13 protein-coding genes are annotated in these 22,797 nt (G+C 39.5%); 6 read left to right on the top strand and 7 right to left on the bottom strand.

What is annotated here, in order from left to right:
• Complete coding sequence (locus tag B4Z47_RS09860; protein WP_070564819.1) at nucleotides 1-2,331, bottom strand: TonB-dependent receptor; 2,331 nt, start codon at nucleotides 2,329-2,331, stop codon at nucleotides 1-3.
• A 284-nt stretch (nucleotides 2,332-2,615) separates the two neighbouring features.
• Between B4Z47_RS09860 and B4Z47_RS09855 the strand changes: the two genes are divergently transcribed.
• Nucleotides 2,616-3,491 (top strand): glycerophosphodiester phosphodiesterase family protein, encoded by an 876-nt coding sequence (locus B4Z47_RS09855; protein WP_070564822.1) that lies wholly within the window; start codon nucleotides 2,616-2,618, stop codon nucleotides 3,489-3,491.
• Nucleotides 3,492-3,501: 10 nt separating this feature from the next.
• Here the strand turns inward: B4Z47_RS09855 and B4Z47_RS09850 are convergent, their stop codons facing one another.
• The 3 genes from B4Z47_RS09850 to B4Z47_RS09840 form a co-directional block, all read right to left on the bottom strand.
• The gene (locus tag B4Z47_RS09850) at nucleotides 3,502-3,927 is read right to left on the bottom strand and encodes a tetratricopeptide repeat protein (protein WP_046673933.1); all 426 of its coding nucleotides are present in this window, start codon (nucleotides 3,925-3,927) and stop codon (nucleotides 3,502-3,504) included.
• A 100-nt stretch (nucleotides 3,928-4,027) separates the two neighbouring features.
• Entirely contained in the window at nucleotides 4,028-5,575 is a 1,548-nt protein-coding gene (locus B4Z47_RS09845; protein WP_070564825.1) for a SusD/RagB family nutrient-binding outer membrane lipoprotein, read from the bottom strand.
• Between the two features lie 137 nt (nucleotides 5,576-5,712).
• Nucleotides 5,713-8,895, bottom strand: coding sequence for a SusC/RagA family TonB-linked outer membrane protein (locus tag B4Z47_RS09840; protein WP_070564828.1), 3,183 nt, complete (start codon nucleotides 8,893-8,895; stop codon nucleotides 5,713-5,715).
• A 429-nt stretch (nucleotides 8,896-9,324) separates the two neighbouring features.
• Between B4Z47_RS09840 and B4Z47_RS09835 the strand changes: the two genes are divergently transcribed.
• A complete protein-coding gene (locus tag B4Z47_RS09835) occupies nucleotides 9,325-9,936 on the top strand; it encodes a hypothetical protein (protein ID WP_070564833.1) in 612 nt (203 codons plus the stop codon).
• 48 nt (nucleotides 9,937-9,984) lie between these two features.
• Here the strand turns inward: B4Z47_RS09835 and B4Z47_RS09830 are convergent, their stop codons facing one another.
• The 3 genes from B4Z47_RS09830 to B4Z47_RS09820 form a co-directional block, all read right to left on the bottom strand.
• Nucleotides 9,985-12,672 carry a carboxypeptidase-like regulatory domain-containing protein gene (locus B4Z47_RS09830; RefSeq protein WP_286727293.1) on the bottom strand — a complete coding sequence of 896 codons (2,688 nt, stop codon included), beginning with the start codon at nucleotides 12,670-12,672 and terminating at the stop codon, nucleotides 9,985-9,987.
• A 293-nt stretch (nucleotides 12,673-12,965) separates the two neighbouring features.
• On the bottom strand, nucleotides 12,966-14,498 hold the full coding sequence (locus B4Z47_RS09825; RefSeq protein ID WP_070564839.1) for a sulfatase family protein: 1,533 nt from the start codon (nucleotides 14,496-14,498) through the stop codon (nucleotides 12,966-12,968).
• A 336-nt stretch (nucleotides 14,499-14,834) separates the two neighbouring features.
• The gene (locus B4Z47_RS09820) at nucleotides 14,835-15,563 is read right to left on the bottom strand and encodes a FadR/GntR family transcriptional regulator (protein ID WP_070564842.1); all 729 of its coding nucleotides are present in this window, start codon (nucleotides 15,561-15,563) and stop codon (nucleotides 14,835-14,837) included.
• 148 nt (nucleotides 15,564-15,711) lie between these two features.
• Here B4Z47_RS09820 and B4Z47_RS09815 point away from each other — a divergent pair, with 148 nt between their 5' ends.
• From B4Z47_RS09815 to B4Z47_RS09800, 4 genes are all read left to right on the top strand, one after another.
• Entirely contained in the window at nucleotides 15,712-18,999 is a 3,288-nt protein-coding gene (locus B4Z47_RS09815) for a SusC/RagA family TonB-linked outer membrane protein (RefSeq protein WP_070564845.1), read from the top strand.
• Nucleotides 19,000-19,008: 9 nt separating this feature from the next.
• On the top strand, nucleotides 19,009-20,574 hold the full coding sequence (locus tag B4Z47_RS09810) for a RagB/SusD family nutrient uptake outer membrane protein (RefSeq protein WP_070564848.1): 1,566 nt from the start codon (nucleotides 19,009-19,011) through the stop codon (nucleotides 20,572-20,574).
• Between the two features lie 74 nt (nucleotides 20,575-20,648).
• Entirely contained in the window at nucleotides 20,649-21,572 is a 924-nt protein-coding gene (locus B4Z47_RS09805) for a dihydrodipicolinate synthase family protein (RefSeq protein WP_070564851.1), read from the top strand.
• Between the two features lie 83 nt (nucleotides 21,573-21,655).
• A complete protein-coding gene (locus tag B4Z47_RS09800) occupies nucleotides 21,656-22,795 on the top strand; it encodes a hypothetical protein (protein WP_070564854.1) in 1,140 nt (379 codons plus the stop codon).
• The last annotated feature ends 2 nt before the right edge of the window (nucleotides 22,796-22,797 follow it).

The following is a 22,797-nucleotide window of genomic DNA, read 5'->3' as shown; positions in this document are numbered from 1 at the left end:
TTAAAATTTATAATTGATGTTAAATGAGGCCAACATACCTTGTCCTTTGACGTATTCTTCATTTAAGGCACGATATTGACTGACAACAGGGTAATAGTTTTTATTGAATAAGTTTTCTACACCCATACCGATAGACCATTGTTTGTTTACTTGGTAATTTCCATTTAAGTTAAATAGGTCAACAGTTTTAACGGGGCCTTCACTGTTTTTGTAGACGCCTTTATCGTTTGGAAGAAAGCGATCCCGGGACCCGGTATGTACCCAAAAAAGCTGAAAGGTTAAGGGTTTGATTGGCGTGTAATAGATGTATCCCGTTGCTTTGTCTGGCGAGATCCGTGAACCATTGAGGTAGGATTTTGATCCATCGTCCTTTTTTGACTTTCCTTCCACATAGGCATAGGTTCCACCGATGGTCAATTGAGGCGAAATATCAGCGCTTAATGCAATTTCGTAACCATACACATCTTCTGGAAGACGTTGTGGCATCAGGTAACCGCCAATGTCCACCAGTTCAACACCCATTTTTGAAGTACTGTAGTAATAAGATGCTGATAGCTGGAAAATGCTGTAATTGCTTGAGAATCCGATTTCGTAATTATTGGTGATAATAGGATCAGTTTTTAGGCTATCTAAATCATTATCTGTTGCCCGACGTACAATACGGCCAAGTTCATTGATCGCGAAACCTTGAGAGAAACTCACGAAGGGATTAAAGATCGCGAATTTGTTGTAACGCAAACCAGCATTGAAGGTCGCTCCTTTGTAGGGGATATTGCCTCCTTTTACAGCAATACTTCCTTCGTTGTTGGGACCTGTAGCGATGGTATTGAAATCCTTTATTTTGACTGTTGCATTTTCATAACGTACACCGCCTTTAAAGATTAAGTTTTCTAGGAAATCAATTTTTACCTGGGCGTATGGAGCAACGTTTAACATATTCATATAGGGAATATAGACCCTGCCATCGGTCAGATTTTGATCCGTAACATCATTTAATAAATCCACACCATAGGTGATATCCGCATTGGAACCCAATACCTGGAAAGGTGTGTTTAGGTTAACGCGTAGGCCTTTTTTCTCCGAGTTGATCTGTGTTTGTCCCGGACCGTACCATGCAGAGGCTTTCTCAACATAACGGTTCATGGATCGAAATGTATTGTAGTATGCAGAAGCAGTTAAGGATGTCGAAGCGAATAGATTACTTTTAGTATAGGTCAACATGGCATTGTGGTTATACGGAGTTCCGGCAGGTTTACCTGGATCATCGCCTTTTACGCCTATCGTTGGCGTTTGACCATATACACCTGTTTGGCTGATGTATCTGTTGTGTTGGTTACTTCTGTAGAAGTTGTACACTGCTGTAATATTGGAACTACTATCGATACGGTATCCGGCCTTTAAAAATGCATTGTATTGATAGGTGTTCGAAAGACCGTCTGTCTGACCAAGGGGAACTCCGTCGCCATCGCGCTGCAAGCCAACGTAATCGGCCGAACCGCTAACGGTATAATTCCATCTGTTTTTTTGTCCGTACAAGGTTTGTCCTATGCGATATCCCATGGTGCCGGCGCTGTGTACGGGATTGAATGTTGTTCGTAGACTGGTGATTCCTTGGATAGCTGCAGCGTCTTTGGAGGGATTGCGTGTAATGTAATTGATAATCCCGCCTGCCGATCCATTTCCATAGATGGATGTGGCACCTTTGATAACCTCCACGCGCTCGATGACACTCGGGTCAATGGTCCGGAGATCACGTTGTCCATTCATCAAAGGTGTAGATTGCGGAATTCCATCGATCAACACCAGTACAGATCGCCCACGCAGTGTTTGTCCAGAATTAGTCGCTTTGTTGGTTGAGGTTCCCAAGCCCGGGATGGTATTACCCAAAATTGTGGAAAGATTGGTGCTTATCTGACTTTGAGCTTCGATTTCTTTTGTGGTTAAAATAGAAACTGAAGAAGGAACAGTTGAAATGTTTTCCGCTTTACGTCCAGCTGTTACGATAATTTCATCTAAAAGTTGAGTAGAATTGAGCTGAAATAACAGGGGCTGTTGAACGGTATCTAAATTAACCATTTTTTCAACCGTTGAAAAGCCTGTATAAGACACACGCAATTGAATGGGATTATTCAACGGTCTTTTGGCAAAAATGAATTGTCCAAGTTGATTAGAATAGCCGACGTTTTTTCCGTCAACTTTGATATTCGCTTGACTTAATGGTTTATTGTCACTGTCCTTGACAATTAGGGATAATTCTTGTGCATTGAGTTGAGCGCTTAAAAGCAAAAGTATTCCACTGCTGAACATTGTATAGCATGTTCTATTTTTCATGGTAATTTATTTAGATTAAATATAAATTAATGTGCAAATATAGTTTATTTTATCATTGTGCCGACAGCTATACGTTATTTTTTTGATTTTTATAGATGTTAGGTCGTGATTTTCAAGTTCATTTTGTCGCACTTGATGCATATGAATTGGTAAGCAAATGTTTACGGGCAGGGGTTTACACGAATTGAATGCTTTATTAAAGATTTATTGATCTTGGATGATTAATTTAGCATACTGTTTTTTGTGTGTCGCAGGCTTAGAGATTTTAACGTAATTATAAATTCATGAGAAGAACATTTTTTGCTTTTTTTCTTTTTGTTTCGTCGTACTCAATCGTCGTCGGACAAAAAATCCACTCACTCGCGTTTGCTTCTCCACAGGCGATGCGAGATTATTTTACCTATGCTAGCGACAAAAAAATTGTCAGTGGTCATCGGGGAACGATTGAGGCTGGGCTTCCAGAAAATTCGATTGCGGCATTTGAGGCCGTGCTGCAAAAAACAACGGCTATTTTTGAAATCGATCCGCGTTATACCAAGGATAGTGTTGCTATTTTGATGCATGATGCGACATTGGATCGAACCACAAATGGAAAAGGAAAAATAGCAGACCATACCTGGGATGAATTGCGTAAACTGAAGCTAAAGGATCAGGCTGGAAATGTGACCAACTATGGTATTAACACACTTGATGAAGTTATTAAATGGGCAAAGGGTAAAACTATCCTCAACTTAGATAAAAAAGACTTACCATTGGCGGCTACAGCAGCAATACTAAAAAAATACAATGCCTACAGTTGGGTGTGGGTTACGGTACATAATACTGAACAGGCAGCGTTTTATTTGGCGCAGAATCCAGAACAGTATATGTCCATGCATATCAAAGATCAAGCTGCATTGGAGAAGTTTAAATCCGCTGGATTACCCTACGACCGTATGATTGTCTATATCGGGCCAGAACTAAAGGATTCCAATCAGGCGATGTATCAATTTTTCAACAGAAAGGGTGTGATGTGCATGATTTCAGCAGCACCTACCTACGATAAATTGAAGACAAAGGCAGAACGTGCCGAGAAGTATAAGGCCATATTTGCGGAAGGAGCCTCCATTCTTGAGTCTGATCTTCCTATGGAAGTTGGCGAAGTAATCGATTCGTTTTGACGAATTATTATCAATCCAAATCGATATTGTCATCTAAAAATTTAAGATACTTAGGTGATTCATCGTCAAAAATGTCTCTTCCTTCCATCATATAGGCGCGGAGAAGATATTCCTGGGCAGACTCGCTATTATTGTCTTCCAAATAGCACTGTCCTAAGCGCAGCATGATAAAAGGGTTTTCATAGGCATTTTCGATAATGTTCTGTTTTGCCTTTTCAAAATGGGAGAGTGCATTGCGAAAATCGTCCATTAAGAAAAAGGCATCTCCAATGGAAGCTTCGAGCCAGAGGCTTTCCGCATGAACATTTTGTGGACTAGGGACTAGATCAAGCGCTTCGGTCCACACCCGAATTGCTTCCTGATAGTTGCCTTCATCACATTGGATGTTTCCTTCCTCGCTAAGTTGGTCTATTCTGTCTAATGTTTGATCGTCCATAGCATTTTATTCTTTAGAGTGCTATACGAAGATAAGAAATAATAATAAAAAAACACCTGAAGCCTAAGCTTCAGGTGTGAACTGATTGAAATACCGAAGTTTATTTATTCCACCATAATTTGGTGCTGATTACATCATCTCCTTGTCGTGAAAGTGCAGTTTGATAATTCGTCTTATTGGTACTTTGTTCTTTTAATGGATACACCAAACGGCTTGGGATTGTGCTGCCTACCTCAGGAGTGAAAGTATATGTGACAGGTTTGCCTTCTACTGTTCCGGTCCATGTAATATCACCTTTTTTGATTAGGAATAACGGATACCCTGTTCTTCTGATTTCGGACCAAGATTCGATGCTTTGGTTGAAAAGTGCTAAGTACTTTTGAGAAAGCACATTTTCCTTATTCGCAGCAGGAAGTTTACTCAAATAGGTTGCTACTTCATCAGAAGACACGGACCATTTTTCAAGAGATGCCCGAACACCCTTTTCGTAATTTGATTGATCCCAGTTATTGTTTTCCGCTAAAATAAAGGCTACTTCCGCATATTCCATAAGTACTTCCCCATAATCTGCAGCGTTGATAATGTCACTAGGCAATGATATTTTGTCTACAGGAAATAGATTGCCTGCTGCTAGGGGGAGACCATAGGGTTGGCCGTAGTAAATATTTCCTGAGCTTGTCGGTTTGGCAAATTTTGACAGACGTGGATCGGCAATTTTAAAGGGACCGCGGCTGCCCTGTAAAGTCTCAACAATCACATTAGAAATTGCAAAATCTTTTCTGTTGGCAGTTACCGTAGCTCTAAACAATGGTGCTTCATTTGGTGATGTTTTGGAGTATTTAAATATCGCATTATCATTGTTGGAGGTGAATATACCTTTTTTGATGGCATCGGCGATATGTGTCGTTGCCAAAGCTGCATCTTTACCTTTGATTCGATTCGCAACACGTAGACGTAGCGAATTGGCGAATTTTGCCCAGTTAGTATTTGATCCTTTATAAATAATATCAGCTGTTCCGAAAGTCGTGGCTGTTGGATACTTTGCTAGTGTATCAGCTGCCTGCTGTAATTCATTGAGAATATCTTTGTATATTTTCTCTTGACTAGCATATTTCGGCGTCAGGTTATCCGGGTCCTGCTGCAGAGCTTCAAAATCTGCATCTTTATTGCCATAAGATTCATATGGGATATCACCAAAAACATCTGTTAGCGACTGAAAAGCGTAAGCCTTGAGTATTCTTGCTATCGCAATCTGATTGGTATTTGTACCTGCTGTTCCTGCCGATGCAATCGCTTTAGTGGATTCATTGGTATTTAGCTTAATAATTTCATTTAAATTGTTAAGTGATTTGTAGGTCGCAGTCCAATAGTTGTCTGAATAGCTTGTTGGTATTTGATAACGAGATTGGTCTGTATAGATGTTCTGACTGAAATACTGAGCAAATAATTGAGCACCACGTAGGCTTACCTCTTCACTTCGTAATGCACTGACTAGCTGTTTCTCGGCTGTCACTAGAATTGTTGGCGTTGTGACAGAAGCAGGTCGATTTGGATCTGTATTGATATCGCTAAATGTGGATTTGGAGCACGAAGTAGCAATAAGCGATAGGCCAATGAATGAAGTATGTAGTATGTTTGATATTTTCATCTGTGTATATTTATTTATAAGTGCTTGTTCTGATTATCTATGAATCAGTTGCACTTGGTTTATCTTTTAAAGCTGATGAACGATCAGATTTATCCGGTTTGGATATTACGGAATAAATCATGATGAGTTTCATTCTTCTAAAATTTAAGATTAACGTTAAAGCCATAAGTAACCGGAAGAGGTATATTTCCACCTTCGATACCCTGCACATTTCCACCGCTGGATGTAAACTCTGGATCAATATATTTACTCTTGGTATAAATGTTCCAAAGGTTACGTCCGTATACATTCACGCCAATGTTTTTGATAATTTTGGGATTAGTTAATTTGAAATTGTATCCCAGCGTAACTTCCCTTAACTTAACATATGTTGCATCGAAAATTGAAAATGTTGTTGGGCCATTATATTCATTGCGCGCCCATTGTTGTGCGGTAATATTGGTGGTATTCTGCTGGATGTTACTCACATCATACGAACCATCACTATGGAATGCAACATCTCCCTTAACGCCATCGAGAACGACACCTGTTTCACGAATATTATTTGCAGCTGTCTTATCCAAAATACCCGAATACATACCAACTTTATAGGTTTGTGAGAAGAATTTTCCACCCACTCGACCCGAGACTAAAAAGCCTAGACTAAAGTTTTTGTAACGGAAACTGTTTTGGATACCGAAGGTAAAATCGGGTAGTACTGACCCTAAAGGAACCAACTGTGATGTTTTCATGTAGGTGCCATCTGCCTGTACAACGCGTTGTCCATCCGGAGCATAGACAAAGTCGTAACCCAAAAATTGACCATAAGATTCTCCTTCACGTGCAACGAGCTCGACCAAGGAATTGCTTAAGCTCAATGTATTGACCTGATCATCCAGTTTAATGACTTTGTTTTTATTTTTAGCCCAGTTGATTGTCGCATCCCAAGTAAAATTTTCGTGTTTGATAGGGGTACCATTTAAGACGACTTCAATTCCTTTATTATTAATTTTTCCAGCATTGAATACTTTTCCGGCATACCCGAATGATGATGAAACAGGAACTGGTAAGATTTGATTCCTAGAATTGTTGTTGTAATAGGTTACATCAAATCCTAGTCGATTTTTGAATAATTGTAGATTTACGCCTGTCTCCCAAGAGCTGGTAATTTCAGGTTTTAGATTAGCATTTGGTTTAGTGCTTGGAAGCCCATAGGATGCTTGTCCATCAAAGGATTGTTCGGGTTCGTAGACTTTATACAATTGATAAGGATCTGTGTCATTTCCGACTTGAGCCCATCCCAAGCGGATTTTACCAAAACTAAGCCAATCCAATTTTTTAAAGGCTTCCAATTGGCTAAAAACAAAACTACCTGTCAGGGATGGATATATAAATGAATTGTTGTTGGTCGGCAATGTAGATGACCAGTCATTACGTATTGTTCCATCTAAGTATAGAAAATCGTTGTATCCCAAAGAAAAGCTACCATAGATTGATGCAATGCGTCTATGGTATCGGAAGTTGTCAATTTTAACTGCATTGGCATTTTTCAGGTTATAGTAATTAGGAATAATCAAACCACCCTGTGTAATCGCGTAGTCTTGCTTCCGCTGCTGGTCACGGAGATTGGCGCCTACGTTTCCTATAAGGGAGAATTTATCCCAATTTTTCTTGGCGGTAGCCAAAAATTCGTAGTTGTATTCATTTAACTTATTGTTCGCTTCTTCGTATTGAGAAGTGCTTCGTGAGTATACCGCAATTCGATCTTGGGATTGGAATGAATAAATATCTCCATGTACTTTAGCTCCTAAAGTTAGCCAATTGTTTAAGTCATATTGTAAACCAATATTACCGTAGAAACGATCTCTATTGTCCTCCATGTACGACTCATAGGCTGACCAATAGGGATTATCAATAAAGCGGGTCGCCTCGGCGGCAGGCGTATTTTGCCATCCCGTTCGGTTCCAGGCTAACGGGGTTCCGTCTTCACGTTTGTAGTTTTCCAGTATTTTGTAATCGACTTGTACAGCTCCCCATTGGAATGCTTCCAGGATAATATTTCTATTGGAAGCACCTGTCCATGGACGGCCTACTGATGCATTACGGATATAGTTGAAATTCGAATTAATCTTCAGTTTACCTAATTGTGTACCTCCTGAGAAGTTAAACGTATTACGTCCCAAACTGGAGTTAGGTGTTGTTCCCGTTACATTTTTATTAGTGTAGGAAAAGCGATAATTTGTATTTCCGCTATTTCCTGCTATGGAAAAATTGTTGGTGTTGGATACACCTGTCCGAAAGAAATAACTAACATCATTTTTAGGATAAATCCACGGAGAAGGATTTAAATAGTTAGCCTCATCTTCAGGGTTTAGATTATACCATTGAAGCACAGGTGTGCCGTCCAGTTTTGGTCCCCAGCTTTCGTCTGCGGCGTAATCGACTGTTTTGTAGTCTGTTCCGTTGATGTTTTGGGTTTGAAAGCTTGTAGAATACCCTTGACCATAGAGATGTTGTCTTTTGGGTAATCGAACGATATTTTCAAAATCAACCCCAGTATTTAAGGAAATATCTATTTTTTCACCTTTTGATGCACGTTTGGTGGTAATCAATATAACTCCATTGGCTGCCCTAGAACCATAAAGTGCAGCAGCAGAAGGCCCCTTTAATACCGAAATATTATCAATGTCGTCTGGGTTGATATCTTGTATCATGTTACCAACGTCTTTACCGGCACTTCCGTTGATAGTAGAAGAAGAGTTTAGATCGGTATTATCAATTGGGGTACCATCAATGACATATAGAGGTTGATTGTTCCCCGCGATTGAGTTAATACCTCTCAGTAAAACATGGGAAGATCCACCCATATTTCCACCTGAGGTCGTTACTTGAAGTCCTGCAACTTTTCCAGACAAGGCACTGAGGGCATTGGTGGGACGCGTCTGAAGTTCAACAGATTTAACTTCCTGTACGGCGTAACCCAATGATTTTTTTTCGCGGGAAATACCTAAGGCTGTCACAACGACTTCATTTAGCTGTGAAGTCGTTGGCAGAAGTTGAACAGTCGTGAAACCTGTAGGATTGGTTTGAACAGTCCTAGTTTCAAAGCCAATGTATTGAATGCTGATGTTGAGTGAGCTTCCGGTCGAAGGGAACTCAAATAATCCATTTGCATCTGTTTGAACCTGCTTTTTACTGCTTGTTTCGGTAACTGTAGCCCCTTGGATAGGATTGTTGTTGTTGTCGACTACTTTTCCTTTTATAGTGGTTTGTGCGTATAGCGCACCAGTACTAAGACAAAGCGCGGCCATTACGACAAAATTTATGTTATTTTTTGCCATATTAATTATAATAGTGAGTTTATTGTTTGAGTTGGGTTATAGGAGATATTTGAAATTTACCTGTAAAAACATCCCCTTAGGACATTCGTTTTTCAAGGATATTATCTGTATGCTGTTTCATGTGTTAAAAAATGTTAATGCAAATATATAAAATCTACCTGATAACTATACTTTGTTTTTTTGTTTTTTGTAATTTTTGAGTCAGAATGATGAGATGTGGTCGTTAAAGGAGCGGGGAGGCTAATTAATCAAGTTCGTTTTCTTTCCGGAATACCTTCATATGTTCTATGCAATATGTTGCCTATCAGAATATTGATTGGCGGATACGAATCATAAACAGCGACGCACGAATTGTAAATCTTTGTATTCTTAAATAGGAAAGGGCAACATTCTTGTTCAGCCATTCCATGTAATAAAACGTATAACAAAATGATTATTTTTGGCACAAGAACAAAGGTATTAGCTAACAGATCGCAATCGGCGATTGGCAACTGTGCATATTGTGGTACTGCTCAGTCTCTTTTTGCATACAGACAAGTGAAGTACATTCATATTTTTTGGATACCCCTATTTCCATATGCCTCGGAGATTATTACCATGTGTACCCATTGCAAAAAGCTAAGTTATCAACGTGAAATCGACCCACAAACACTTCAGTCCATATCATCGGGAACTATCCGTAAAACACCTATTGGATATTTTGCGGGCTTAGTTCTGATTGGACTTTTTGTATCCGCTATTGTTATAGCAGGAATTTCCGGTGCAAAAAAGAAGGAAAAATACCTGAAAGATCCAAAGGTTGGCGATGTGTATGAGTTTTCTTATACAAAAGATGGAAAAACCATGCGTACGCTTTATCGCATCGCCAATTTAACGAAAGACTCTGTTACCTTTGACCTAAACGATTATGAAGCGGATAGCCGAAAGGGCCTACGCAAATTGCGCGAGCAACATGCAGATAGCTATTCTGAAAAGCAACGTTTATCACGAGCTGAACTTGAAGAAATGAAAAGTAAGATATCGAATATTGAAAGATTGTAATGATTATTTTTATCGTTGTTATGAACAAGCTTCAGCTCTTTACCTGATCTATTTCTTTGTTTTGACAATATTAAACTTGTGAATATAACCTACCATAAAATATTGTTTTAATGTTAGTGAATTTCCAAAATACGTCCTGTTGCCCTGACTGCCCCAATAATTTTGGGTATTCTGATTCAATATGTCAAAGCCAGTCAATTTTAGCTGTGAATTGTTTTTCAATGTGTAATAGACTGAAGCATTTAAGATATGGTAGTTTTTTCTTCCACTCAATCCGCTGGCCCGGTTATCTAGCGAGTAGGTAGATTCCAATGAAAACCCGTGGATCGGATTAATATTCAATCCTGCGCCAATTTTATGTGTAGAATAGGTTGATTCAATAAAGTCGGGTTTATCTTTTACCGAATTTATGTTTTTGTTCCAAGAATAAGTGTACTGTGGTGATATCGTCACCATGTTTTTCCAAGTCGCGGAAAATTGTTGGCTGGCATTAATCCCTATATTGGTCCCTTTATTATCAACATCATTGATGGAACTATAATTTTCATAGGTGTAGATATTGTTGTTTTGCGATAGATAGAATGACCAATTTTTATTAGCTTTTAGGTTGTATCTCAGGTAAGTATAGGCACTATAGTTATATTTTGATCCAGCAAGAAACATCTGGGTGGTCATTTGTCCTGTATTGTTGTTTCGCCAGCTACGGCTCCCGATGCTGTTATTGACATAATTGATATTCCCATTGACATTAAACTGCAATTTCGAGGTATACTTATAGTAGGATATACTAACATTCTGTTTTTCGATATTGTTGAATAGTAAAGATGTCTTTCGCGTATACAATGGATTTAGATCCATGACGAGCTGTTGAATTCCGTAGAGTTCGGGAGACTCGAGATCTTTGTACCAGCCGAGGTTTAGATCTTTATAACGGATGTTAATATTGGGAAGCCAGTAGCCTAAAGATGATTTCTCGACCGAATTGATTTTAAGTAAATCAAAATGATTTGCCTTTACTTGATAGGCTGTTCCAAATTTTACGTTGAAATCTTTGGTTGGTCTCCAGTAAAATATAATCCCCGTAATATAATCCTGGTATTTGTAACGGTAACTATTTTCATAGGGAGCGGCATGTACTTCTCCAGTACTGTCGCGGTTGATGTACACACTCTCCTGTGGTCCCTGCCGGTTGGTGACATAGGTAAAATAATAATCAAAGTTGAGTTTTTTAATAGTTTTATTGTAATAGGCAGCACTAAAATAGAGATTGTTGGAATTATTTTGTGTTAGGTTTTTATGCCATAGACTAGTTTGAGGATTTGCTGTATCGTAAATATTGGTAAGCTGGAAAGAGCTGTCGGTCTTTTCATTGGTATTGATGGAAACCGTATTTCTAAACGATACAATATGATTTTTATGGAGTTGTTTTTCGATATAGAAACCATGTGAATAGTTTAGTGTATTTTCATTATTTCCTCCTGTACCTGTTGCGTCATTTAGTTTTTTGAGATCCGTATAGGAGCGGTTCCTTCCTAAGGTTGAGCTGTTTTTTGTATTGATACCCAAACTCGGTGTAAATTCAAAGTAGGCTGTGGTGTCCATGCGATGACGGAGCAGGGTTTTGATATTATGCCCTACAGATCTCTCCTGTTGTTGGTAATTGGATTCTGAATATTGTTTTTCCTGGTCGAATAAAGAAATTTGATTGCCTGTATTCTGATTTTCGGCTTTATTATATTTCAGCATATACATGATATTCAACTTGGTTTTCTTTCCCCAGTCATTGTTGAGGTTAAATCCTAAGCCTATATCGTTGGCTTTACCTGAATAGTTTCTACCTCCAAAATTATCAAAACCATAATTTTCGGAACGACCAAGCCCAGCTTCTTGGTTCAATTCATTGTAGTCAAAACTTTGGCGGTTAATGTTATTTCCGAAACCGATTAAACTCAGCTGGAGTGTATCCTTAAATGTATTGAATAAACCGCCAGCCTCATATCTACTCCGGGTACCGGCACTGCCATAGAGCTTACCGAAGCTCGCTCTGAGGAAATCTTTCTTAAATTTTAAATTAATCGTGATCGGCAGTTTATCTTCGTCTTCATTATCCTTTTTTGTTTCACCCTTATCACGGTACACCTGTACAGTTTTAATAAGCGAAGCGTCCAGGTTTCGTGTAGCAATACGGAGATCACTCGAAAAGAAATCCTTGTCATTTACTTTTACTTTTGAAACCTCTTTTCCTTGATAGTAAATCGAACCATCCATATTGACCTGCAGACCAGGTAGTTCTTTGAGCAATTCCTCTACGTTGACGTTGGGGCGAGTTTTGAAGAAGTTGGTGTTATATTCTAACGTATCTTTATTCATCCGCACGGGGGGAACGATATTGACGACTACTTCATCGAGACTTTTGGAATCGAGCTTTAATAGAGTGAAATCATAATTTTCTCCGTTAGGAATATTGAATTCTTGACGAAAGGGATTTGCATTGACATGTGAAATAAAAAGTGTTAGTGCGGTGCCTGTTGGAATTTTAACAAATTCAAACTTACCTTTTGTATCAGTAAGGAGATAGGAAACCACGGAAGAGTCTTTTGAATTGAGAATCGTTACAGTTGCTTTTTCTAATGGTTCCGCGTTTTGAGAAAATACCGTCCCGAGAACTTTTCCCTTCGATTGGCCTATAACTATAGTTGTGGTTAGTAATAAAATTAAAAATAAGTAAATTTTCATAAAATTTAAGTACGTATATCTTGGCTATATTGAGGGTCAAAATGATTAAATGTAAATCATTTTAATACAATATTAAAGAAATGAATTTTATATTATAAATGAAAATTTATTTAAAAAACAATCGATTGCGGATTTTATTTGTTACAATATCTTTTGAATTATTTGTTTGAAGGGCAATCTTTTTGCGATGATTATATTGTGCTTCACGATATAGCTAGCATTTCGATAAGCAATTTGAAGAAGGGTATAGTATTAAAATGAGGGTATCCAGTAGATCGGATACCCTCATGGCATTATTGGTCGATGTTGATTTTGTAAATTGCTTCTGCTTCTTTGTCATCAAATTGGCGCATTTGCGTGAGAAGTTTCTTTTTCATCCGTTTGACGACGCTTCGATAGGTAGGATCCTTGTAGATATTATGGAGTTCATTGGGATCCTTCTGAAGGTCAAAGAGTTCCCAATTTTCGATCCGTTTATAATAGCGGATCAATTTATACCGATCATCACGAACACCAAAGTGGGGGCTCACGGCATGTTCGCCATTTTCAAAATAATGATAGAACAGATCTTTCCGATGTTCCTCGCTGTTATTTTTCAGAACATGAACAAAAGATTCACCTTGCATGTCTTTCGGTTTTTGGATAGCAGCTAATTCCAATAGCGTGGGAGCGATATCAGCGTTGACAATTTTAGCATTTATAGTTGAGTTTGGGTGTAACAGGGCTGGGTACCGCATGACCATTGGTGTACGAAAAGACTCCTCATACATCCAACGTTTATCGAACCAGCCATGTTCACCCATATAAAAACCTTGGTCTGAAAGATAGATTACAATTGTATTTTCAGCGAGGGATTTTCGATCTAAATAATCCAATACTTTCCCGATGTTGCGGTCCATGGATTGGGCAGTATTGAGATAATCAATCATAAATCGTCTAAATTTCCATTCAGCGAGCTGTTTTCCTGTCAAATTACCCTGTTTCAATTGTTCATAAATAGGACGGTAATAGGCGATATAGCTGTCCTTTTGAGTTTGGTTCATCCGCTTGAAGTTACCGTCGGCCATCATGTCTTCCAACGAATTGAACATTTTGAGATCGTAGCCCATTTTCATGTCCTTGTCAATGGACATTTCCTGCAATGCAGCTGCCGGCCTACTTTGGTAATTGTCGTAGAAAGTAGCGGGTAAGGTGAAATTTACAGCATCATAGCTCCCAAAGTCCTTTGGATCCGGCATCCAGGTACGGTGTGTAGCTTTGTGACCGATGACTAGACAAAAGGGCTTCTCAGCATCTACGGTATCTAACCAATCAATTGCTTTTTCGGTTACGATATCGGATACATACCCTTCAGTGCGTTTGCGGCCCTCTTTGCTGATAAAATCTGGATTAAAATAGGTTCCCTGCCCAACAAGAATGTCATAATAGTTGAAACCTTGCAGTTTGTCTCCTAAGTGAATTTTACCCACCCAAGCGGTATTGTAACCTACGTTTTGGAGCTGTTTCACAAAAAGATCTTGGCTAAAGTCGAATTCAGAAGTTTCATTGTCTTTGAATCCATTTTTATGGCTGTACTTGCCCGTCAATAATGTAGCCCGGGATGGTCCGCAGATGGAATTGTTTACAAACGCATTTTTAAATAGAGCACCCTGAGCAGCGATGCGATCTATCTGTGGTGTTTTTCCGTATTTCGAACCATAGGCGCCTATTGCCTGATAGGCATGATCATCGGAAATAATGATAATGATATTAGGCTTTTTTTGTGCAAATGTATTTTTATGCAGAAATGTTGCGAGTACAGCAAATAAAAAGATCCTGAGTTTCATTGTGTTTTCGGTTTAAATTGAATGAATCAAGCTTTTTTAAGCTATGCGATTTGAAATAGTATAGCGTTAGCGAAGCATTATCATGCTGACTAAGATAATGATTATTATGTATTACATAAAATAATTAAGTGAGTGAATTTACTTTTTCATATCATTGCCGCTGTATTTTTGATTCGAATTACAATGAGAATAAAGGATAGATCAGATCTTTTTTATAGGACAATTATGGGATTTAAGGCAATATTAAGTGTATACTCTTCGCTTTAGTAGATGCTTAAAGCCCAATCATATAATCGGGCCTTTCTATCGTAAAGTGAATCAATCCTGTTAAACAGATTATCCAATAGATTTCTTATATAAAAAAAGGCGCTGATAATGATTATCAAGATGCTTGCGCATGGCATTTCGAAACACCTCAGCATTGCCCACCTTCAATATATCTACTAGGCCTCGGTGTGAGATAAAGCTTTTCGATGAGCTGGGACTGGTCAGTAAGCCACTGCTGTGCACATACTGAAAAACAGGTAAAAGCATGTTCTGAAAGTCTTTGAGAATCGTATTTCCAGTTATTTCGTAAAGCTTACCATGGAAGGCAATTTCAGTTTCAATGTCGAAAATAGTATTATCTGCATCTATAGGTTCTTTTGCAACGATCGCTTCCAATTCCTCCATGTCCTTTTCTTGTATATGTTCAAAGAGAATATCCGCCATACCTATCTCCAGAACCATACGCATTTCAAAAAGATCCTGTAAGGTCTTGTTTTCCATAATGGTCGGATAAAGTGATTTGCGTAGGGGTTTTATAAGATCTGGACTCGTTAAAACAGCTCCGCGATGTTTTTTGGACTCGATCAATCCGACCATACGCAACCGCAACATGGCTTCGCGAACCACCGTACGACTTACGCCAAGGGTTTCTGCCAGCTCAATTTCCTTAGGTAAAGCATCTCCAACCTTTAAGCCTTGATTGACAAAAAGATTGATGATTTCTTTTTCGGCACGATCTACAAGAGAAGAAGTATCAATTGTATTCAGATGTTCTATGAACGAAGAATTCGGTTCCATATATATTACATAATAGCGCATTAGGCGCGTTAAGGCAAAGATAATTAATAAATGTGATTAATATGTTATACATAATTTAATTAAAATTTGTTTTTTACATTTTGTAATTTATATATTTGCATATATGTAATACTTAATACAAACCAATATGTATTCAAACCTAAAATTACGAACCCTCCTCAGCCTGTCTATTTTGATGGGCAACATGCTCTTAGCGCAAGCACAAGACCATGCCGTGCGGGGTAAAATTACCGATGCAAAGACAGGGGAATTGCTTGGCAATGTTACTGTAAAAGTCAAAGGGTCCAGCCAATCTTTGCAGACAAACGCTGATGGAACATTCTCGATCAGCACGAATCCCAATACCGTATTAATTATCACGTCTACGGGGTATAGACCATATGAAGTGAAAGTTGGGCAATTAAATCAATTGGATATCAAACTCGAGTCCAAGGTTGAGCAAATGGATGAAGTCGTGGTGGTGGGGTATGGAAAAATGAAGAAGTCGAATTTAACGGGGTCTGTAAGCAGCTTGGATAAAAAAGTGCTTGAAACTGGAGTTCGCTCGAACCCAGCTTCTGCTTTAGCGGGTACGATACCGGGTATTCGAGTGCAGCAAACTTCAGGAAGACCGGGAGCTGTACCCACGGTTGTGCTTCGAGGTGGGACTACGTATGGCGGCGGTGGCACGCCATTGGTTATTGTTGACGGCTTGATTAGAAATGGATTTAATGACATTAATCAAAATGACATTGAATCGATAGATGTCTTAAAAGATGCTTCTGCTACAGCAATTTATGGTGCTAGGGCTGCAAACGGTGTGATATTGATAACCACAAAAAGGGGAAAAGAAGGTGTTTCCAATATTACATTGTCGTCTAAAGTTGGTGTTAATAAATTGAACAACCCTTTTGATTTCCTAAGTGCCAAAGATTACTTAAACTGGAGTAGAAAAGGTGTTCAGGTATCTGGGCAATATCAACCGTCCCAATTGAATCAATTAACGAGTGTGGGCCCCTTTGGTACGGGGAATAAATATAAGGATGATAAAGGAAATATCCTAGATGGTAATCTTACCAGCAATGCCGTGTGGAGTACCATGTTGCTCGATGATACCAATCGTGAATTGTTGCAACAGGGATGGCAGACCATGATTGATCCTGTGACTGGAAAAGAACTAATTTTTAAAGATTTTGATTATGCTAAATATGCACTTCGTGATGCTAGTTTGACGCAAGATTATAATATCGCATTACAAGGTGGGAACGATAAAGGTAAATATTATGGAAGTGTGGGGAAGTATAACGAGAAAGGGATGCCAATCAATACTTTTTATGATCGTACAACTTTTGTGTTAAATGGCGAATATAAAGTTAAACCTTGGCTACATTCATTGTCAGGGGTGAATTTCGCGTATACGAAATGGCGTGACGCTATTAACGGAGAAGGAAACTATATGACGCGGGCACTGGGGGCCCCTCCAACAATGCGTGGTACAAATGCCAATGGAGATCTGCTCGTTGGTCGTGATTATCAAGATGGGAACCCTCTGGTAAATGATGATAAGTTCATTCGTAAAAATCTAAATCAGAAGCTTACGCTTACCCAAGCTTTTACAATTAATTTTTTGGAGAATCTTAGCTTACGCGTCAGTGGAAACTGGTTTTTTAACCAGTCTACTTCGGAGTCCTTTAATAAGGATTATATAGCCAGCCCAGGAAATTATGTTCGCACAAGAAATTCCTCGGCTTCCTATGATAAAATATATAATCAAACCTATAACGCAGTCTTAAATTACAGAACTGAAATCGCGAGTTCGCATCATATTGACGCGATGTTGGGGTCGGAATTTTTTGATACGTATAACAATGGATTTACAGCTGCGGGAAGTGGAGCTCCAACAGACGACTTTATGGATCTTGGATTAACGAGTCCAGAGGCCAATAAAAGAAGTATCGATTCATACCATGATCGACAACGTATCATGTCCTATTTTGGACGAGTAAACTATGACTATAAAGAAAAATACCTTTTGACATTGACTGCACGTAGAGATGGTTATTCGACATTACTAAATAATCGATGGGGAACCTTTCCTGGAGTTTCAGTCGGTTGGGCTCTACACCGTGAAGATTTCCTGAAGGATTATTTAGGCACTGATAAAGTCGTAAATACGTTAAAATTACGCGCTAGTTATGGAGGGAACGGTAATGTCAGTGGAATCGGATCTTATACACTTCAAGGTTCATATGGCACAAACAAGTATGATGGGCAAGTGGGGTACACCATGTCCACGCTTTCAATTCCAAACCTCAAATGGGAGAGTTTGATTACAAAAGAAGTCGGACTTGAATCCAGAATCTTAAATAAGATTGATTTGAGTCTTGCCTATTATCATCGGACGACTAAAGATAAGATTGCAAGTTTATCATTACCAGCTTCAGCCGGTTTTACTACAATTACGACCAACAATGGTGATATGCAGAATCAGGGAGTCGAAATTGGGGTGAATTATCAAATGCTGAGAAGGAAAGATTGGGATCTAAGCTTTAATTGGAATACGGCGTATAATAAGAACAAGATCTTAAAATTGCCTTTTAATGGCGTTGAAAATAACAGACAAGGCGGTTTACAGGTTTATGATCCAAAATCCAAAGAACTCATTTGGGTAGGAGGCAATCAGGAGGGGCAAGACCCGAATGTTGCTTATGCTTATGAAGCCATCGGGATCATTCGGACAAAAGAACAGTTGGATAGCTATGCCTTGCAATTGAAGGATCTGATCGGTGCACGTACATTGGTACATCCGGATGTCTATAATGCGTTGTCCAGTAGTGAGAAGAATTTATACTATCCATTAGCTTTAGGCGATGTTATGTGGAAGGATGTAAACGGAGATGGTATAATCAATTCTTATGATAGGGTGTATATGGGAAATACAGTGCCGAGATGGACGGGCGGATTTGGTGCAGCTTTGCGCTGGAAGAATATTAACTTGAGTACCCGTTTTGATTACGCATTGGGCTATGTTGCTTATGACGGACCGAGAGCCTGGTTTCTTGGAATGATGCAGGGAACATTCAATACGACAACAAGTGTATTTGATACATGGACACCTGAAAATCCAAATGCAAAATATCCGACTTATTATTGGGCAGATCAATTATTTAAAAATAATACGAGTCGGGAAAGTAGTATGTTTTATAATAAAGGAAATTATCTGGCATTTAGAGAGATTAATGTCTCTTATCGCTTGCCTAAATCCATTGCTAACCGATTAAAAATGGAAGATTTAAGCATCTCCGCCACAGGCCAAAATTTACACTATTGGTCAAAAAATACATTGTTCTCCCCTGAAAGTGGAAGTGTGGGACAAAATGGAGGCGGATACCCTCTTCCTAAAACATTTATACTTGGGCTTCAATTAACATTTTAATTCCAAATTATGAAAAAGATATTTATATATATAGGTCTTGCAGTTTTTCTGTTTTCTTCTTGCAAAGAAATTGACTTAGACCTTAGTCCCGAGGATTACTTTGCCAGCGGCAGTTTCTGGAAAAGCAACGAGCAGGTTGCTGGTGCTATGTTGGGACTCCACACCCAGTTACGTGGACAACAGCAAAACTTATGGAATTTGGGTGAACTGCGTGGGGGAACCTTAAGAGATGGTACCAGTTTTACAGGAACAGCATCATTGAACTCAGCAGGGATAATTACACAGGATATTCGTGAAAGTTCTCCTGGCATATCGGGCTGGGCTGGATTGTACGCGCCAATTTTTCAGGTAAACAATTTTATTTATCAGGTTGAGAAAGCCGATTATTTGACAGATCTGCAAAAGGGCTACTATTTGGGGCAAGCCTACGGACTGCGTGCTTTTTATTATTTCTATTTGTTTAGAACTTATGGCCGGGTGCCTTTGGTGACAGAACCACAAGCAGCAATTAATACCCCGACCTCGGCAGAAGAAGCATATAAGGCGCGAACAGAAACGGAAAAAGAAACCTTAGACTTTATCAAATCGGAAGTTGATAAATCGGAAAAATCGTTTTCAGGAAACTACGAGACTAAAAATCAAAAAGCACAATGGTCTTTGTCGGCAACAAAAATGTTAAAAACGGAGGTATATTTATGGTCGGCCAAAGTTGATGTGGATGGAAAGGCCCCAGAGAATAGTCTTGCGGAATTAAAACTTGCAAAAGCCGCTATAGAAGAAGTAATTCCTAAATATACGCTTGTCAGCAATTTTGCAGAGGCCTTTAAATCTGCCAGTGTACCAGCGATGAAAGGTAATGCTGAAATGATCTTTGTACTTCGTTACCTAAATGGAGAAGCGACTTCATTTTTCAGTAATTTCATTTATGCGGCAAGTGATGATATCACAGGCTATGTAGATGATAATGGGCAGGCAATTCCAAAAGATCCTCTTCAGGCTGGATCCACGGGTTTGATCCGTTACGAGTATAAAATGGACCTCTACAGATTATATGAAAAGGCTGATACGAGGGCAAATGCAACATTCCTTAATTTTAATAAAGGAAATACATCTGCTATAGTATTTAGAAAATTCTTGGGAACTTTGATAGACGGCGTTCGTAACTATTCTGATGATTATCCTGTTTATCGTCTATCGGAGGCCTATTTATTGTTGGCGGAAATTAAGAATAAATTGGGAGAGGATCCAACTGCTGAAATCATGGCTGTACGTAATCGGGCATACGCTGGAAAAGCACCTTTGTTTATAAATAGCAGTTTTGAGGCAAACGAATTAGCGATCTTCTATGAACGTACAAAGGAATTTGTGTCCGAGGGCAAGCGATGGTTCGATTTGCGACGCATGCAGGATTCTGCTGGAAAACCATTGGTGTTTCGTAAAGATTTGAACTTAGTCGGCGTATTGAACAATATTGATGGTCAGAAACATAAAATCTTATGGCCAATAGACTTGGGGACACTTACTGTAGATCCCAAATTAAATGATCAGCAAAATCCAGGTTATAAGGGAACCTAAAAACGAATATCCTGTCTCAGACCTTCGCGTGGGATTGAGACAGGATATTGTTAACTTTTTATATAAAATACCATATGCTAAATCAAAAAATCTCAGGATTAATTGCAGCGCCATTTACTCCTTTCGATGAAAACGGAGAATTGAATCTTGAGCTGATTCCGCAATACTATGCGATGTTAAAGCGCAACCGCGTCACGGGAGCCTTTATTTGTGGCTCTACCGGAGAAGGGGTGTCGTTGACTTTTGAGGAAAAAGTTGCAGTGATGACAGCTTGGGCCAGATTGACAAAAGAGGATGATGCATTTACACTCATGATGCTTCTGGGCGGAACAAATATCAAAGAATGCCAACAATTGGCTAGGCTGGCCGAACAAGCAGGGGTCGATGTCGTGTCATTTACTGCACCATCTTATTTCAAACCTGCTAATGTGGATCAATTGGCAAAATGTTGTGTGGAAATTGCACGTGCGGCACCGAATACGGCTTTCTATTATTATCATATTCCTGTATTGACCGGCGGAAATTTCCAGATGATCGACCTGTTGAAGCAGATTGATGGGGTGATACCCAATTTTAAGGGAATCAAATATACACACGAAGATTTTATGGATTTTCTAAGCTGTATGAATTATGCAGATCGCAAGTATGATATGTTATGGGGAAGAGATGAGAATATGCTGTCCGCTTTGGTATTAGGTAACAAAGGAGCGGTCGGAAGTACCTATAACTACGCAGCACCTTTATACCTTGCACTTATGGAGGCTTATGATAAGGGAGAGCTTGAAAAAGCTAATGCTTTGCAGCAGCAATCTATCGATATGATCACGTTGTTAGGGAAGTATGGTGGTATTTCAGTAGGGAAAGCGTATATGAAATTAATTGGGCTTGACTGCGGAGCATTTAGATTGCCCGTGAAAAATATGTCTGTTGAGCAGTTTGAACTGTTTACGGAAGATGCGGTGAAAGTTGGCTTTCAGGGTTTTTGCGCATTAAGTTAGCTCACTTGTTCTTGTGGGCTAACGTGTTTCCCTCAGGAGATAACTAAGAATAGCTTGGCGAGTATGTTCAACAATAAATAGATATGACAAAACAACATTGGATGGGAGTTATCGTGGGAATACTGTTTACAGGAGCTGTTGATGCACAAGTCGGTCAATTGGAATGGCATAAAGGCATTACGTTGCCGGCTATGCAAGATGGAAAGGCGCATATTGGTTTGGCAGGACCAATAGCTGGTGTCACAGGCGATTGTCTTCTGATTGCCGGTGGAGCGAATTTTCCGCATTTACCACCCTGGGAAGGCGGTGCGAAAGAGATCCAAAAAGAAGTATTTATTTACAGAAAAGAAGGGGTAAGACTACGTTTAGCAGCGCAGGATAGTCTTTCTATGGCGGTTGCATACGCTGCCAGCCTGAGTCTACCCGATGGATTGCTGGTTATCGGTGGAGAGACTCTTGAAGGAAAAACAGCCGCTTGTCGACTAATTAAATACGATGGCTCTAACAAGAAAATTTCGGTGTCAGACTTTCCGGATCTCCCATTTCCGCTTGCCAATATGGGAGCGGTAGTTCATGGGAATAAACTCGTCATCGTCGGTGGTGAAAAGCAGGATACGGTATCGGACCAAGTTTTGCAATTGGATCTGGCGCATCTTGAAAAAGGATGGGGCTGTGTGGGAAAATTACCCTATGCCGTCTCCCATTTACAATTGTTGTCTGATAGCCAAAATAATCTTTATCTACTGGGTGGAAGAAAGGCTCATCCTGAGAGCCCTTCAACGTTATACCATGAACTATGGTGCTCTACCGATGATGGTCGTACCTGGTCTAAACAGGCAGACATTCCTTTTCCTGCTGCGGCAGGAACCGCATGTTTATTACCCGACCAAGGAATATGGTTGCTGAGCGCAGATCGGGGTGATACCTTCCATCGGGTGGAATCGTTGATCTTTGACGCTAAAAAGGAAGCGAATCCATCGAAGAGACAGCAACTTATTGATGCTAAAAACAAATTGCAAATCAATCATCCTGGTTTCGGTAGAGCAATATGGCGCTATGATTTGAATCTTAAAAAATGGAGCCGGATGGCGGATCTGCCATCGGATGGGCCGGTGACCACGACAGCGGTGGTCTGGGACGACATGATCATTTTGCCTAGCGGCGAAATTAAGGCAGGCGTTCGTACTCCTGAGATTTTAGTAGCAACATTTTCTAATAAATAGGA

Source organism: Sphingobacterium sp. UBA2610, assembly GCF_002339225.1.
GTDB lineage: Bacteria > Bacteroidota > Bacteroidia > Sphingobacteriales > Sphingobacteriaceae > Sphingobacterium > Sphingobacterium multivorum.
The sequence above is the reverse complement of the archived record's forward strand: the minus strand, read 5'-3'. Positions and strand labels throughout refer to the sequence as shown.

Coding starts and splice junctions, on each gene's coding strand:
- B4Z47_RS09805 (WP_070564851.1), top strand. CDS start 20,649: ATGCTAAATCAAAAAATCTCAGGATTAATTGCAGCGCCATTTACTCCT.
- B4Z47_RS09820 (WP_070564842.1), bottom strand. CDS start 15,563: ATGGAACCGAATTCTTCGTTCATAGAACATCTGAATACAATTGATACT.
- B4Z47_RS09800 (WP_070564854.1), top strand. CDS start 21,656: ATGACAAAACAACATTGGATGGGAGTTATCGTGGGAATACTGTTTACA.
- B4Z47_RS09825 (WP_070564839.1), bottom strand. CDS start 14,498: ATGAAACTCAGGATCTTTTTATTTGCTGTACTCGCAACATTTCTGCAT.
- B4Z47_RS09810 (WP_070564848.1), top strand. CDS start 19,009: ATGAAAAAGATATTTATATATATAGGTCTTGCAGTTTTTCTGTTTTCT.
- B4Z47_RS09850 (WP_046673933.1), bottom strand. CDS start 3,927: ATGGACGATCAAACATTAGACAGAATAGACCAACTTAGCGAGGAAGGA.
- B4Z47_RS09845 (WP_070564825.1), bottom strand. CDS start 5,575: ATGAAAATATCAAACATACTACATACTTCATTCATTGGCCTATCGCTT.
- B4Z47_RS09815 (WP_070564845.1), top strand. CDS start 15,712: ATGTATTCAAACCTAAAATTACGAACCCTCCTCAGCCTGTCTATTTTG.
- B4Z47_RS09855 (WP_070564822.1), top strand. CDS start 2,616: ATGAGAAGAACATTTTTTGCTTTTTTTCTTTTTGTTTCGTCGTACTCA.
- B4Z47_RS09860 (WP_070564819.1), bottom strand. CDS start 2,331: ATGAAAAATAGAACATGCTATACAATGTTCAGCAGTGGAATACTTTTG.
- B4Z47_RS09840 (WP_070564828.1), bottom strand. CDS start 8,895: ATGGCAAAAAATAACATAAATTTTGTCGTAATGGCCGCGCTTTGTCTT.
- B4Z47_RS09835 (WP_070564833.1), top strand. CDS start 9,325: ATGATTATTTTTGGCACAAGAACAAAGGTATTAGCTAACAGATCGCAA.
- B4Z47_RS09830 (WP_286727293.1), bottom strand. CDS start 12,672: ATGAAAATTTACTTATTTTTAATTTTATTACTAACCACAACTATAGTT.